Here is a 16,524-nt window from a genome sequence, read left to right on the forward strand (position 1 = left end):
GCCTTTCGGGTCGGTTCGGCCGCTCACGCCTGATCGGGGGCGGCCGGAACGAGATCGGGAAGGTCGGGAGCCCGCAACGAGACCAGATCCTCCGGGGTCACCTCGGTCATCGCGGAGATCCGCCGGGCATGTCGCTCGGTCATCTCCTGGAAGGCCTGCCGCGCGGAACGCCCGTTGCCGAACCGCCGGTCGCGCGGGACCGATTCGAAGTAGGCCAACAGGCCCGCCCGCGCGGACTCGTCCAGCGTGTACTCGTAGGCCGCGGCCTGGTGTTCCACGATCCGGACCAGGTCGGTGGAGGCGTAGTCCTCGAAGACGACGGTGCGGTTGAAGCGCGAGTCCAGCCCGGGGTTGGAGTCGATGAAGCGGTGCATCTCGTCCGGGTAGCCGGCGACGATCACGACCACGTCGTCGCGGTGGTCCTCCATCAACTTGACCAGCGTCGCGATCGCCTCCTGGCCGAAGTCGCCGCCACCGGCCGCGGTGAGCGAATATGCCTCGTCGATGAACAACACGCCGCCGAGCGCCTTGCGGAACACCGCGGTGGTGCGCGGCGCGGTGTGTCCGACGTACTCGCCGACCAGCGAACCGCGATCGGCCTCCACGAGGTGACCGCGCGTCAACATCCCGAGTGCGGCCAGGATTCGGCCGTACAGCCGGGCCACCGTGGTCTTGCCGGTGCCCGGGTTGCCCGCGAACACCAGGTGCCGGCTCAGCGGCGGCGGGGTCAGCCCGGCCTCCTCGCGGCGCCGGACCAGTTGCATCAACTGCACCAGCGTGGCCACGTCGTGCTTGACCCGGGCGAGCCCGACCAGTTCGTCGAGTTCGGCCAGCAGCGTGCCCAGGTCCGCAGGCGGGGCACCCGAATCGCCCGGGGCGGCGGACTCGGTGCCCGCCGGCGCCGGCGCGGTTCGCCCGGAGACCACGGTGTCCACGACCCCGCGCGCCACGCAGTCCGCGAACACCGCCGCCTTGTCGTCCGGATTCTCCAGGGTCGCATCGCTCGGACAGTCCCGGAAGGCGCAGTCGCGCAGCGTCGGCGCGGCCCCGGCGGCCACATACACCGCCGGATAGGCAGACCCGCCCACCACGCACCCGGTGAACTCGCCCTTGGCGCCGCCCTTGAGGTAGATGCCGTTCTTGCCCGCGCCGGTGAGGATCGCGCCGCGGACCACCGGGTCCGCGTCGGTCCACACCACCATCGCCGAGCCCGCGCTGTCGGTCACCACACAGTCCTCGAAGCCGGGCGCCGCACCCTCGTGTACGACCACCCCGGCGGTCCCGGCCCGAACCACCCGGACCCGGCGCAGCGTGGGCCGGGCGCCGGGACCCACCTCGATGCCGGCCCGCTCGGTGGTGCCGAACGCGCAGTCCTCGACCTCGGCGTCCAGGTCACGCTCCAGCCGCAGTCCGGTGCCACAACGATGCGCCGCGGACCCGGTCAGCCGTGCGCTGCCGGTGCCGCCGAGATGCATGCCGGTCATTTCGGCGCTGCGCACCAGCAGCCCGTCCGCCACCACGACGGCCGCGCCCGCCAGGCACAGACCGTGCTCGGGCGTGGGGCCCAGCACGGTCGCGGCGAGTTCGCCGTGTGCGTGCTCGTCCAGGTGCACCGCGGTGAACGCGGTGTCCGCGATGGCGACGCCGTCCAGGCCGACCCGGGCCGAGCCGCGCGCGAAGACGCCGTTGGCGCCGGCGGAGCGGATCACTCCGCCGACCACGTCCAGGTGGCACTCCTCGTCGGCGACCAGGCCGCTGAGCGTGGCGGCGACGATCCGGCAGTCCGACACGCTCGCGGAGGCCCGGCCGATCGCGGCCAGCCCGGAGGCGCCCGCGCGCTCGATCGCGCTGCCGCGCACGATCAGCCGCGCGGCGCCGCGCACGAGCACCGCGTCCTCGCCGCTGTCGGCGCAGCGGCACCCCTCCAGGTCGACCGTCGATGCGTCCTCGGCCAGCACCGCGTTGTGCGCGCAGTCCAGGAACGCGCAGCCGCGCACCCGGACGGCCGCGGTGTCCCGCACGCCCAGCCCGACCACGGCCTCGCCGATCACCGAATCCGCCAGGGTGACCGTGGCCGAGCCGGCCGACAGCACGCCCGGGCCGTCCACCGCGAGCACCCGGCAGCCGGTCATGGCCAGCCGCGCCTCGCCGGATACGGACACCCCCGCCACCGCGGCGCCGGATATTCGGCAGCCCGTCAGCCGTACCCGGGCGGCGTCGACGATCTCCAGTCGGCCGCCCACGATCCGGCACTCGTCGAAGGCGACCTCGGCCGGGCCGGTGACCCGTACGGCGGGCGCCTCCGCGTCGGCGGCGATCAGGACGACGCCCTCGACGCCTGCCCGGCCGCCACCGCAGACGGTCAGCGCGACGTCCCGAGCCCCCGTCAGGCGCACGCTGCCGGGCCCGTGTTCGGCGACCAGGACGACGCCACGGTCGAGCACGATGTGTTCGCGGTAGTCGCCGGGCGCCAGCAGCACGCGGCCGCCGTCGGGCGCGGCCCGGATCAGGTCGGCGATCGTGTGGTGCGGATCGGCACCCCGGTGGGCGCGGTCGCCGCGATTGCCGCGGATGCCACCGCGGTTGCCGAACACACTCACGGCTGTCGTCCGTTCTCGGGTGTGGGGTGGTAGAGGTACTTGTCGTTCAACCCGAGCCAGTTCTGGAAGAGCTTGTTGAGTTGCGCGTCGATGAGCTTCTCGCCGAACTTGATGCCCAGGTCCAGGAGTCCGGCCTTGCGCCAGAATCGGCCCGCCAGGTACGAGTCGAGGCCGAACTTCAGCGCGCCGGGGCCGAACGCGCCGGTGGCCAGCGAGCCCAGCGCCGCCACACCGCCGAACGCGAGGGCGTCCAGGCCGTAGTGCTTGACGCCGTTCCTGTCGCCGAACACCGCGGCGTTGATCGAGCCGTTGACGAACGCCACGAGCGGGTTGACCGCCAGTCCCAGGCCGAACTTGTACAGGCCCGAGCGCCAGCGCAGCGCGGTGTCGAAGTTGACCCAGTCGGTCTTCCAGTTGTCGCCGAAGTAGGGGTTGGTGTTGAACGGCTTGCCGAAGTCGTTGGCGGTGAGCCCGTCCTTGAACTGCTTGGGGGAGAACGAGCCGGGCCGGAACTTGAGTTCGTGCAGCCGGGCCATCAGTCCGGCGAAGCTCGCGGAGACCGCCGAGTTGAGGAAGATCCGTCCCCAGTCGGATCCGGAGATCTCCTTGTCGTTGATCAGTTCGGTGATCATGCCGGCCAGCACCGAGAAGCCGAAGTCCTGCATGAACTCCATGCCGACCTTGGTCCACACCTTCTGCTCGAAGGTCCATTCCCTGGTGCCGGTCGCCGCGTCGGGCGCACCCCAGTGCCGTCGGTTGGTGTCCGCGAGGCCGCGGTTGTAGCCGCGGAACTCGTTCGGCGCACCGTGGTGATCCACCGCGCGCCCGACGAGCTTGAACCGCGAGTCCACGCCGGTCGCGCCGAGCTTGTCCGGGTGTGCCCAGGACTTGACGCGGTTGAGCACACCCGTTTCGGCGGCCGGCAACTTCTCGAAGATCTTGGTGGAGAAGCCCTGGTGGACCACGACGTTGTCGCTCGCGTCGTACAGACGCTGTTGGAGGTAGGCGAGGTCCTTCTCCAGATAGCCGACCACGGTTCCCTCATGGGTGATCGGCTCGAACGAGCGGATCTTCGTGCCGTTGCGGAAGTCGTCCCAGTGTCGGCGGTTCGGGAGGCCGTCCGCGTCGACGTGGTACTCGCGGATCGCGTCGCCGCGTCCCTCGCGGACGGTGTGTGTGGTCGCGCCCACCGTGATCTCGTCACGCCAGAACTTGCCGCCCGCTTCGACGTGATGCACCGTGTGCCCGCCGGGATGCGGCACGGTGTCGCCGGCACGGTTCTTGACCGTGGTCGTGTAGCCGCCGGTACCGTCGCGTTCGATCACGGCGACCCGGCCGTCGTCGAGCATCTTGCGCTCGTACACCAGCACGTCCCGGCCCTCGATCCGGGCGAAGTCCTTGAACCCGTCGTCGAATCCCTCGCCCCACATCTGCGCACCGCCGCGGTTGGTGGTGCGCCGGCCGGTGTTCTCGGCGCCGGGCAGGGCGACACCGTCGGCGTCCTGTCGATGCCACGTGAAGAGGCCGTCGGGCTTGTCGTGCATCCTCGCGTGCCGAAAGCCCCCGCCTTCGAGCGCGTCGCGGCGTTCGACGATCTGGCCGAACCGGTTGCGGTCCACCCACGACCCGTTCGATCCCGGACCGGCCGCGTACTCGCGCACCGTGCCCCTGCCGTCCACGACTTCGCGGACCACGATGCGCTGCTCGGAGCCCGGCACGGTCTCGAAGTCGGTCCAGCGGTGGTCCGCCCCGAATTCGCGGACTCCGGTCCCGGTGCCGCCGACCTCCCGCCAGGTTCCGTTTCCACCCGGCGTGCCGGCGGTGAACTCGATCTTGCGACCGTCCAGGAGCACCCGGCTCTCGCGCAGCAGTGCGCCGTTCGCGTCGAAGTCCTGCCACGTGCCGTCCAAGCGCTGGAAACGCACCGAACGCTCGATCGTCTCCGTGCCGTCGGCGCCGGCCTTCCTCGAGACCTCCCAGTGCCGGAAGAGTCGGTCGTCGCCGGTGAAGAACGCCCCGGGGAAGTCCGGCTTGCCGGGGAAGAACGGCACGTCGAAGCGCTGTTGCCAAATTCGGCGTGCCTTGAACTCGTCGTCGCCGAACTTCGAGAAGGTCGCGACCTCCTCGTTGACGTAGTTGCGTTCGATGTAGTGCCTGAACTGCTCCGCGGGCTGCGCGTTCGGCTCGAACGTGTACTGCCTGGTGCCCCGGGCCTTGTCGGGTGCCGAGAAGAACTTCCTCCCCAGGCCGCCGCGAATCGGTGCGAATCGTTCGAAGGCGACCAATCCGCTGTCGGCGACGTTCCGCAACACCCCGCCGGTGCCGTCGGCGACGTGGGTGACCCGGGCCTTGAAGCCGAAGTCCCGGCTGAACCGGAAGTCGAGTCTGCCCTTGGCCTGAAGCGCGCCGTCCGAACCCCACTTCTGCCAATTCCAGTCCCCGGCGGCGGACTTCTCACTGATCAGGATGCCGCCGTCCAGTTGGGGGAAGAAGTCGCGCACCTTCCCACCGAACAGGTGCCGGGCATTGAGTTCGAAGACACCGTCGATCACGTCGTACGAGGTGTTGTCCCAGCGGACGTAGCGGCTGCCGGAGGCGATCGGGCGACTGTCGGCGGTCTTCTCCACCCACTTCCACTTGCCCCGGTGATCCCGCGAGCCCTCGATCCAGCCGCCGCCCGCGTTGCTCGACGGGTCCCGGGTGTAGACGGGGGTTCCGTCGCCGTCGACCAGTCGACGGATGCCGTTGTCCGCGCCGTCGGGGCCGGCCGGCCACTTCTCCACCGTGCCCTTGCGGAACGGCATGTGCTCCCAGCCCAGGTCGTGGCCGACCACGTCGTTCGCCGGGCGCTTGTCGTGCCAGGTGAGGTTCTCGTGGTCGATCCGGCGGGTGACACCGGCGATCGGGCCGTCGAGCGGGTACTCGACGAGCCGGTGCCGGAGCAGGTCGGGGCTGTCCCACTGCTCCCACGTGTTGCGCATCCGGTCGGTGACCTTGAACTCGCCGCTCGACGGCTGATACTCGCCGACGTGGGTGACCCGCCTGCCGTGCACGCCACCGTCGCGGTCGAACCTGAAGGCGTCGTCCGCCCACACCTCGAAGTTGCGCTCCGCGGCCCAGGGCGCGTCGTCGAAGACCTGATACCGTCCGTCGTCCAGTCGGCGGGCATCGGCGAGCACGGCCCGGGGGTTCCCCTCCCGGGGCCCCCAGATCTGGAAGTCCCCGACCTCGTCACCGACGCCGGTGACCCGGAATCGCGCACTGCCCGGTATCCGGGTGCCGACCTTGATCGGAACGCCGTCGTGGTCCCAGATCCGAAAGTCCTGCTCCGGTCCGGTGCGCGGCCGGGAGTACACCTGGTGGGTGCCGTCGGGAAGTGCGCGGGCGTCGTAGAGCACCTGGTGGGGGCCGCCGTCCGACGGGCGTGGTCCCCAGATCTCGTAGTCGGCGCTGCCGGGCTCGGCCACCCTGAAGTCGTTCGTACCGGGCCGGTATTCGGCGTTCTTGAGGACCGTGCCCTCGGCGTTCCAGATCCGAAAGTCCTGCGTGGGCCCGGTTCGTGGGGCCTCGACCACCCGGAAGGTGCCATCGCCGAGGGACTCGGCCACTCCGAGCACCGGGTGGGTGCCACCTTCGGTTCGCGGCCCCCAGATCTCGAAGTCGCTCCCGCCGGGTCCGGTGACCTTGAAGTCACCGGTGAGGGGTCGGTATTCGCCGGTCTTGAGCACGGTGCCGCCGGCGTCCCGGATGCGGAAGTCCTGGGTGGGGCCGGTCGACGGACCGTCGACCGTCCGCCAGGTGCCGTCCCCGAGGGATCGGGCGTCGTTGAGCACCGGGTGTGCTCCGTGCGCATCCGCCGGCCCCCAGATCTGGAAGTCGTCTCCGCCGGCGCCGGTGACCTTGAAGGTGTCGGTGCCGGGAAGGTGCTCGCCGGTCCTGAGGACGGCTCCGGTGGTGTCCCAGACCTGGAAGTGCCGGTCCCCGACGTCGGTGACCATGAAGTCCGCGGTCTCGGCCCGATACCTGCCCGTTTTGGTGATATTGCCCTGAGCGTCCCGGATCCGGAAATCCTGGGTCGGTCCGAACCGGGGACCGTCGTGGACCCGGAAGGTGCCGTCGCCGCGTGCGTACACGTCCTGGAGCACCGGGTGCGCGCCGTCCGCGCCGCGTGCTCCCCAGACCTGGAAGTCGTCGGGTGCGCGCCCCGGCAGGTCCCGGACCTCCCAGGTGCGGTCGGGGAGTCGGTGGGCATCGCCGAGCACGGGGTGGACGCCGTCGGCCCCCTCCGGCCCCCAGATCCTGAAGTCGTCCGAATGACCCGCGGGGCCGTAGTGCACGTGGAAGGTGCCGTTCGGGCCGGGGTAGGCGCTCAGGATGGAGGTGCCGTACGGGTCCTGCCAGATCTGGAACCCCGCCCCCGGCCGCTCCGGGCCGTCGAAGACCTTGAAGTGCCCGTTGTCCAGGCGCCGGGCATCGGCGAGGACGCGGTGGTTGCCGTGGGCGTCGCGCCCGCTCCAGAGCTGGAAGTTGCCCCCCTCGACATCGGTGACCCGGAACGTGTGCCCGTCGGCCCGCAGTTCACCGCGCTTGAGGATGGTGCCGTCGGTGTCCGCCCAGACCTGGAACGCGCTGTCGGCGTGCGCGGGCCCGTCGAAGACCTGGTAGGTGCCGTCGGGGAGGCGATGGCCGTCGTACCGCAGGGTCCGCGTGCCCGTCGTGCCCACCGGCCCGTGGATCTCGAAATGGTCCATGCCGTCGGGGCCCTCGAACCGGACGATGACGGACTCGTCGGCCCGGGCCGCCCGTTCGGGGTGGCGCCAGGACTCGGTCGTGCGCGGTCGCACGTCCGGACCGCCCGTCGCCGGCCGCATCCCGCCGCGCAGACCGGGCAGTTCGGCCAGCGCGTCGGCGATCGCCGGTGCCGCGACCGCCGGATCCACGCCCCATGCCTTCAACGCCGCCGCGGCATCCGCCAGCGCGAGCGCGGCGTTGGCCCGGCTCGCGGTGGCGATCATCGACTCGGCGCGCACCATGCCACTGCTGGTGTCGCCGGTGAACTGCCGGACCCGCAGCGCCTGCTCGGCCGCGGCCGCCTGATCGAAGGCCTGTTTGGCCCGGGAGTAGTCGTGCCACGCCTCGATACGCGAACCGGGCTGCGGTGTCGTGGACTTGCCCCCTGGACCGGGTCCGGTGGCAACATCGTCGAGCACCTTCGCGACGAGGCTGCGCTGCTCGGCGCCGAAGTCGGCCAACGCGTTCGGCGGTGGCGACGTATGCCCGACGCCGACGGTGGGCGGGGGCGAGGTAGGCGGAGCGAGCGTGGGATCGACCCGGGGCGGGCCGGGGCGCAGTGGGATCTTCTCGCCGACGAGCGCCGACACGGTGTCCGTCGCGCCCTGACCACCCGCCAGATCCGGGCGCAGGGCGGCGGTGTTGCCGCCCGCGAGGTCGACCGGGGTGAACCGGGCGGACACGGCGGGGACCTGCTCCGCGCTTCGTGACCCGCCCGCCAACAGGTCGAAGGCCTTGCCCTGGTGCAGGGCGGACACCCCCGAACCACCCGGGCCCGCAGGCGGGGTCGGCGGCGGCGTCGACCCGACCCGGCCGGGTGCGGGCGCCAGCAGGTCGAACACGTCCACCTTGGCCGCGGCTCCACCGACCGGCGCGGTGGACGGCGAGGTGCCGGCCGGAGGACGCGAGCCCGCGCCCTCGGTGAGCGCCGTCGGCGGGTGTACCGACGTCGGCGCGCCGGGCGCGGACACCGGGTTGGACAGGCCCGGGGAGTGCGTGGAGGTCGGCAGCGGCGTCTTGTTCGCGAGCGGGTCGGGAGCCGCGGCCACGAAGCGCTCCGAACCGACGCTGGTCAGCGTGGTGTCGCCGTGGGTCAGCCGGCGGATCTCCGGGAGCGAGGTCGTCCGTACCTCGTCGCCCAGCCCGATCGCACTCTTCGCGAACGACTGGCTGCCCTCCACCGCGCTGCCGATCATGTGCGGCGAGACGGCGCCCATGTTCAGGCCGTGCAGCGCGGACATCCCGCCGGTCGCCTGATTGAGCACATCGTGCAGCGAGTTCCACTGCGTGTTCGGGGTGGCCACGTGACCGACGGTGCCGCCGAGCGATTGCAGGCCCTCGTGCCCGAGCAGGGTGTGGTCGAAGGTGTACACGCCGAGCCCGTAGTGTGGGGTGTACAGGCCGCTCGCGGCCGGGACGAACACGGCGGTGTCGAACGAACTCCCCGCCCGGGCCACGCCGCCCGGGTCGAAGGCGCCGATCGCAAGGTTGGGATGGCCGTTGAACGCGGCGAGATCCTTGCCGGTCAGGCCCGGTACCCGGTCCAGGCCGTGGCCGCCGAGCTTGCCCGCGCCGCCCGCCGCCGCCGGCGGTACACCCAGCGACGCGCGGATGAAGTCCTTCTGGCTGCCCAGGACACCGCGCTCCCAGAAGCCGATCCTCAGCGCCCGGGACAGACCCAGTTTGGCGATCTCGTCACCGGCCACGGGCAGGATGATGCCCAGCGAGCCCCAGCCCTTGAGCTCGCCGAAGCCCTTCTTGCCCACCGCCCAGGCGGTCTTGCCCGTCCAGACGATCGCCTTGAACGGCAGCACGAGCAGCTTGCCGACCAGCGCGCCGCCCTTGAAGACCAGCGTGCCGGTGAGCAGGCTCGCGTACGCGAGCGCGAACCTCCAGCCGGCCAGGTTGAATCCCTTGAGCCCGGTGCCCAGCAGCGACAACAGGTCGCCGGCGCCCTTGAACAGGTTGACCGCGCCCTTGCCGAGGCCCACCAGGAGGTTCTTCAGGCCGCTGAGCAACGCGGGCAACAGCGCCTTGGTGGAGGGGAAAAGCACGCCCAGGATGTTCAGGAACAGTTCCAGGCCGGTGGCCTTGCCCCGGGCGAAGTCGGCGATGGTCTTGCCCAGCACGACCAGGTTGGCGCCGAACGCCAGCAGGCCCAGCGGGCCGCCGAACAGCACGCCGAGCACGGTCAGCACGATCGTGAAGATCTTGAAGAAGTCCCAGAACTCCTCGGCCACCGTCTTGGGACTCGTCTTGAGCGCGGTGGCCGACGCCAGCGACTTGCGGGCCTTCTCCACCGCGTCCAGATACATCGTGCGCGCCGCGGCCATGGTCGCCTTGGCCGCGGCCAGGCCCGGGTCGTTCTCCGGCAGCGGGGCCGCCGCGTCCAGCGCCTCCTGGGCCTTTTGCTGAGCAGCCGCCAGGTCCGTCGCGTAGGTGGACAGCGCGGTGCTCGCGAGCTGGGTGGCCTGGGCCAGCTTGTCCACGAACAGCTTGAGCTGGTCCTTGACGTGCGCGCGCAGCTCGCCGGCCGCCTCGCCCATCAGCGGCGCTTTCGGGCCCTCCTGGACCAGCCCGGCAAGTTTCGCGGAGGCGTCGGCGGCTTTCTTGGTCAACGCGGCCAGATATAGCGAGGCATCCGTGATCGAGGTCGGGTCACCCGGCGTAGGGTCCGTCGTGTATCCCAGCTTTTTCAACGTCGTGGTATCGACATTGCGTGGCATGGGGCCCTCCGGGCGGCGGTTCGTACGCGTCGGATGTCGCTGCTCGCGTGGTGGATGTCGCACTCGCGCGGCACGGATATCGGCACCGTTGTGGGTGCGGCTCTTTATTCTCCGGCAATCTTGGCCGATGATGAGACGCGGCGCCAGTGTTCGGGCCGCACAGCTCGCGAAGAGCCGTCGAATGGAGTTCCCTTTGCCCGATATCTCCCTGGATTACACCGAGCTTCGCAAAATGGCCGGAGCGTTGACGGTGCTCGCCAATACCTTCAAGGACGACGCGTCGAAGTTCCGCACCCACGGTTCCGGAGTGCCCGGGCAGCACGGTACCGTTCCGGCAAAGGACATCGGTGGAGTGGCCGCTCCGCTCGGCTCGTTCTATACGACCTGGTCGTTTCCGATGGGCAAGGCCGTCGAGGGCCTGGAGGCCCTTTCCAAACTCCTCGGCTATGTCGCGGACGGCGCCGAGGCATGGGACGACGGTGTCGCCGCGCAATTTGCCGCGACGCCCGGCCGTAATCCGTTGAATCACTGGCTGGAACAGAAGAAGACCTGGGAGGAATGGCTCAAGACCCATCCGGACGGAAAGCCCAAGGAAGGGGAGACGGCGCCCCCGCAGCCGAGCGCCGAGCCACCTCTGCACTACACGCACACCGACAAGTACGGCGTCACCACCGACGTCACGGTCAAGGTCGACGGCGCCTACAACGTCACCGAGCAGACGGTGACCATCACCGACCACGGCACCACCTACACCGAGCACACCACCTACGGCGCCAACGGTGCCTACGACACCGTCACCACCGGCCGCGACGGCTCGGTGACCACGGAAAAGGTCACGGTCGACGGCTCGGGCCGGGGCACCAAGACGGTCACCGACAAGGAGGGCACGACGGTCTACACCACCCCGGACGTCAACGACCCGAAGGCCGAGTGGACCAAGGTCGTCAAGGAGGCGCCCGACCGCCCACCGGTCGGCGGCGGAGGCGGTGGCGGGCGCAGCCGAAGGTAGCGCCCGCGGATCGTTTCCCGAAGCAGTACCACCCGCCCGCGAAGGAGTTCTCATGCCCAGCGATTTCAAAATCACCTATGACCAGGTCCATACCGCCCAGCTCGAAATGAAGCGGGTATCCGAGGCGGCCACCCTGGACATCAATCGACTCCAGGCCAAGGTGGACGGATTGCTGAAGCCCGGATCCGGCCTCTGGCTCAAGCTCAGCAGCGAAGAACTCAACACCAAGTACAAGACGCTGAGCGAGGATTTGAAAAAGGCGATCCTGACCATCGCCACTTTCTCCGGCCAATTCGACAAGATTGTCGAGGCGGCGCGAAAGCTCGACGAATCGATGAAGGCGGCACTCCAGAAGTCCGCGTAATCGATTCCGGCACACCACCCACCCCGACCCCTCCACCCCGAAACGGATTGACATGACCACACCCCTGGGTACGGATGTCGACGTCAATATCGCGGAGGTCCAGCTGGTCTCCGACGACATGGTGCAAAGCGCAGCGAACACGCAGACTTCCTTGAAGGCGCTGCGCACCACCGTGACGGCATTGCTGAATCCCGACGGTGGCCTTTATCTGCGGAAGACCAGCCCGCAGATGACCCAGTCCTATGACGAGCTGACCAACTCGCTCGACAAGGCGATGGTTTCGATCAAGCAGTTCAGTGACACCTTCCAGGTCGTCGTGAACAATTTGCGGAGCCTGGACGGCGAGGACGTCAAGCCGCCGGCTCCGCACAACGTCTGAGCCGACCGCCGAATCCCGATTCTCCGCAGTGCCCGCGGCAACCGCGGAACCGCCCGCACCACGCCCCATCGCCATCACCGAGCGGTGGGGCGCAGGTGCGTCTCGGGCACGAGCACCGGAGCCAGGAAGCCCTTGCGGTCCCGGATCCAGGCATGCCCGATCCGCAGCGGCTGACGAACCCGCTCGGTGGGCAGCCGGGCACCGATCAGATCGCCCTCGCCACCGAGCTGCGGCGACAGCAGGATGCCCTGCCGGTTGCGTCGCACATCGCCCAGCCAACCGCTGAGCGACTGCAACAGCGTCTCCGCGGTCGCCGCGTACGCCAACCCGATGCCCCGATCCCGCCCCGAACCGATCACCTCGCGCAGCGCGTACCCGACCATCGACCCCATGTCGGACAGCAGATCCGCGTCGTCGATCAGCACCACCGCGGGACCCGCCAGATCCTCGACCGCCGCAGACGTACGCGAGCCGTCCGAGTCGGCACCCTCGACCAACGTCACCAACGGATGCGCCCGCAACAGCCGCAGCGGCGAATCGCGCGGCGTGATCGCCACCACGCGCGTGCCGCTCGCCAACAACGACACCGCCATCGTCGCCAACGTGTTGCTGCGCCCACTGCCGGGCGGACCGACCACCGCGAACGTGTGCTGCGCATCGCCGAAGTCCGCCCCCACCGCGCCGACGGCGTCCCCACCGATACCCAACAGGGCCCACAACGGCCGCCGTTGCTCCGGGGTCACCGCCTCATACGCCTGCGCGAAGGCGATCGTGGCGGGCAACGCGGCCAGCTCGAACGGCCGGCGCGCCGCATCCACCCCCCGGTCCCGCTCGCGCGCGTCCGCCGCGATCCGGCGCAGCGCCTCGACCTGCTCGCGCCCGCTCTCACCCGGACCCAGCAGGCACACCTGCGCCTCGGTCCACGAACCCGACACCAGGATCCGCCCGGGCGGCATCGAACCGGGAATCGCGGTCCGCGGCACCCCCGCGCCCGAGTACTCGCTGCGATCGGCCTGCCGCAGCAGCACCATGTCGTCGTTGACCGAGGACAACCGCCCGTTGATCAGCGCCCGTTCGGACGTCATCACCAGGTGGATACCCGCCGCCGCGCCCTCGCGCAGCAGCCGGATCACCTCGTTCATCACCCGGCCGTCGTCGTACTCGTACAGCGTCGGCGCCAACGGGTCCCATCCGTCGATCAGCAGGAACACGTGCGCCGGACACGTCTGCGCGTCGCCCGCCCGCAGCTCGGTCAGATTCGCGCACGCATGCCGGGACAACAGCTCCTGACGCACGCTCAGCTCCTCGCCGAGCCGGGAGATCAACCGGTCGATCCGGCTCAGATCGGTGCGCGGCACCACCGTGCCGCAATGCGGCAGGTCGGCGAGCGCGGCCAGCGCACCACCACCCGCGTCGATCGCCTGGATGTGCACGACCCCGCAGGAATGTCGCCGGGCCAGCGCCGCCGCCATCGTGCGCAACAGCTGACTGCGACCGGTGCGCGGCGCACCGACCACGAACAGATGGCCGAACGTGCTCGGATCCAGCAGCACCGCCTTGCGCGCCTGCAGGTGCGGCACGTCCTCCATCGCCCACGCGACCGGCTCCAGCGCGCCCGGCTGCCGATCGACGGCCGGCGCCGGCTCCGGCAGGTCCTCGGTCAGCACTCGATGCGGCAACGGATCCAGCCACGGGCTCGGCGGCTTGGTGAAGTCCGGGAGCACCGCGGCCGCCGCCGAGATCGCGGTGACCAACTCCTTCAGGTCGGTGGTCGGTTCCGCGTCGCCGAGCTGCGGCTGCGGCTCCACGTCCGGCTCGGCGACGGGCGGACGCGGGCGACCCAACCGGCTCCAGGACAACACCGAGGTCTGCGGCCGAACCGGCTCCGGCACGGCCGGAAGCACCCGCGCCGGCTTCGGCGCGATCTTGGCATCCACCCGCTCGGTCCCCGCGTACGCGGTCTGGAACGGGATCACCGTGTGATGCGAGGTCCGGGCCAACGCCCGGCCGGGAGTTGCCGAGGAGATGGCCACCGCGTCCTTGGTGTCGATCACGTCCGAGCTCTCCCCGGCGTCGGTCACCCGCAACGCGATCCGCAGATTCGTGTTGGCCCGGATGTCCGCCGTGATCACCCCGGCCGGACGCTGCGTGGCGAGCACCATGTGGATGCCCAGCGAACGCCCGCGCTGGGCGATGCCCACCAGGCCCGGGATGAAGTCCGGCACCTCCCGGACCAGCGTCGCGAACTCGTCCACGATCAACAACAATCGCGGCAGCGCGGGCAACCGGGCATCACGCAGCCGCTTGCCCCGATACTCCGCATGGTCCTTCGCGCCGACCATCGCCAACATCAGCTCGCGCCGGGTCAGTTCGGCGCCCAGCGAGGCCATCGCGCGGTGCACCAACTGGGCGTCCAGGTCGGTCACCATGCCGAGCGTGTGCGGAAGTTCGACGCAGTCCTTGAACGCACTGCCGCCCTTGTAGTCCACCAGGACGAAGGTCAGTTCGTCCGGCCGGTTCGCCGCCGCCAGGGCGGCCACGAACGACTGCAACAACTCCGACTTGCCCGACCCCGTGGTGCCCGCGATCAGCGCATGCGGACCGTCCAGCACCAGATCGAAGGACACCGGACCGTCGTAGCCGACGCCGAGCAACGCCCGAGTCGACGCCGGCCGACGCCGCCAACGCTCCCCGATGACGGCCGGATCCGGCGGATCCAACGTCAACAACTCCGGCAACAAGACCCGATCCGGCAGCGCGCCCTCGTCCGGCGAGGTGACATCGCGGACCGGCGCCAGCGCCCGGGCGACGGCATCACACCACGCCACGGTGGGCAGATCCGGCCGTACGTCGGCGACGGTCGGCGTGCCGTGCCGGCGCACCGTCGCCACCGGCCCGCGCGGGGCCGACGCCTCGTCCAGGCCGATCACCGCCGTGCACTCCTGCGGCAGGAACCGCTCCTCGGTGTCCACGCAGATCGAGAACACCCGCACCTGCGGTCCCTCCTGCAACACCTGGGTCATGCCCGGGATCTCGCGCAACCGGCGGGCACCGTCCACGACCAGGACGACATCCGGCTCGGCGAACACCGCGTTGCGCAGCAACGTCTCGGACGCCGCCTTACGGGCCCGCACCACCTGGACCAACTCGGCGACCCGGGCCGCGATCGTCTCCGGATCGCTGCCGATCAACACCTCCGGCCCACCGCGCACCGTGCCACGCGCATGCGGCAGCCAGGCCAACCAGCCCCACGCCTCGGCGCCGGCCGCACCGGTGAGCAGCCGCACCTGGACATCCCGCGGACTGTGCAGGATCGCTGCCTGCGCCACCAGCCAGCCGGCCGTCCGCAACGCGATCCCGGGCGGGCCCGCGACGCCGAGCACCCCCTGCTGCGGCAGGTCCACCGCCGTGGGTACATCCGGCACGGTCCAGTACGCGCGCCGATCCAACGACTCCGAGTCCGCGTCCTCGACCTCGTTCAGCGACGTGTGCGCCGACGTGCCCACGCGCAACACCAGATGATCCGGATCGACCCGCCGCCGCTCCCACAACCGTTGGCCCGGGCCGGTCGCGAACAGGCCGGTCACCGACGGGTCCGGGATCGCGTCGACCCGACCCTGCCGCTCCACCTCGGTGCTCGCGGCGACATCGGCGAGCACCTCCGCCTTGCGGATCCGGTACGCCGCCAGGTCCTTGACGAACTGCTTGCGACCGCTGCGCCGCGAGGAGATCCAGTTGGCCAGCGCCATGATCGGGCTGAAGATCGCGAAGATCAGGAAGAAGTAGGAGTCGAAGATCTTGACCATGACCAGGCCGAGCAACATCGGCGCGAGCGTGATCAGCAGCGGGAACGGCTGTCGGAAATTGCCGCGCGGCCGGGTCGGGATCCGGAACCGGCCGCCCTTGACCGGCTCGACGATCCGCGGCGGCCGGTTGAAGTCGAGCCCGGCGCCGTCCGCCGAGGGCACGATGTCCGCGCCCGCATCGAACGGCGCGGCCGGGCGCAGCAGTACCGGGCCCACGGTCAGACCGAGACCGAGCCCCCACTCCACCTCGCCGACGATCGGCTGCTCGGGGTCGGGCGGCGGCTCGTCCGCGAACTCCCGGTCCTTGGGGTCGATCGGCCGCTCGGGCGTGTCCTCCCGGGTGCGGTACACCCGACCGAGTCGTACCTCGCTGCCGGGAGGCACCGCGACCCGCACCGCACCCGCCGGCCCGACCGTCACCCGAAGTCCGTGTGCGGGCACGCCGGGCTCGTCGATGTGGATCGCACACGCGGGATCCGAGCCGATGTCGTAGCTGCCCATCGGCAACGGCCAGATCCGCCCCGCCCCGGGACCCGCCGCGAGATGCAACTCGACGAGTGGCGGGGCGGGATGCTCGTTCACCGGGTCGGCGGGGAGGGTGCCGAGCGTGAGTTCACTGCCCTCGCGGATGCCGCACGCCGACAGCGCGTCGCCGTGGTCGAGCACGGTGTGCGCGTGCGCGAGCCGACACGGTATGTCGGGTGCGCCGAGATCGTGCGTGTCGGCGAGATGTTCGAGCAGTTCACGAACGGTGGTGCCGGCGTCGGCCTCGATCACGATCGAGTCCCGCCGATCCCGCGCCGGCTCGGACACGGTGATGGTCAGTCGCATGCGATCACCTCCAGGGGA

Annotated in this window: 6 protein-coding genes; 3 read left to right on the forward strand and 3 right to left on the reverse strand. The window is 70.5% G+C overall.

The features are described from left to right. Positions 1 to 23: 23 nt before the first annotated feature. Both ACFZBU_RS46125 and ACFZBU_RS46130 read right to left on the reverse strand, forming a co-directional pair. Positions 24 to 2,600: a right-handed parallel beta-helix repeat-containing protein gene (locus ACFZBU_RS46125; RefSeq protein ID WP_391589829.1), complete on the reverse strand. Its 2,577-nt coding sequence runs from the start codon at positions 2,598 to 2,600 to the stop codon at positions 24 to 26. Then, complete coding sequence (locus tag ACFZBU_RS46130) at positions 2,597 to 10,117, reverse strand: hypothetical protein (RefSeq protein ID WP_391589830.1); 7,521 nt, start codon at positions 10,115 to 10,117, stop codon at positions 2,597 to 2,599. The genes ACFZBU_RS46125 and ACFZBU_RS46130 overlap by 4 nt, the downstream gene beginning before the upstream one ends. Positions 10,118 to 10,310: 193 nt before the next feature. Between ACFZBU_RS46130 and ACFZBU_RS46135 the strand changes: the two genes are divergently transcribed. The 3 genes from ACFZBU_RS46135 to ACFZBU_RS46145 are packed head-to-tail and all read left to right on the forward strand — an operon-like array spanning position 10,311 to position 11,869. Next, a complete protein-coding gene (locus ACFZBU_RS46135; protein ID WP_391589831.1) occupies positions 10,311 to 11,126 on the forward strand; it encodes a hypothetical protein in 816 nt (271 codons plus the stop codon). 52 nt (positions 11,127 to 11,178) lie between these two features. Beyond that, on the forward strand, positions 11,179 to 11,490 hold the full coding sequence (locus ACFZBU_RS46140) for a hypothetical protein (RefSeq protein WP_391589832.1): 312 nt from the start codon (positions 11,179 to 11,181) through the stop codon (positions 11,488 to 11,490). A 52-nt stretch (positions 11,491 to 11,542) separates the two neighbouring features. Further along, a complete protein-coding gene (locus ACFZBU_RS46145) occupies positions 11,543 to 11,869 on the forward strand; it encodes a hypothetical protein (protein WP_391589833.1) in 327 nt (108 codons plus the stop codon). 74 nt (positions 11,870 to 11,943) lie between these two features. Here the strand turns inward: ACFZBU_RS46145 and ACFZBU_RS46150 are convergent, their stop codons facing one another. Further along, on the reverse strand, positions 11,944 to 16,506 hold the full coding sequence (locus ACFZBU_RS46150; RefSeq protein WP_391589834.1) for an FtsK/SpoIIIE domain-containing protein: 4,563 nt from the start codon (positions 16,504 to 16,506) through the stop codon (positions 11,944 to 11,946). Positions 16,507 to 16,524: the final 18 nt, after the last annotated feature.

The sequence above is a fragment of the Embleya sp. NPDC008237 genome (assembly GCF_042956465.1).
Lineage (GTDB): Bacteria > Actinomycetota > Actinomycetes > Streptomycetales > Streptomycetaceae > Embleya.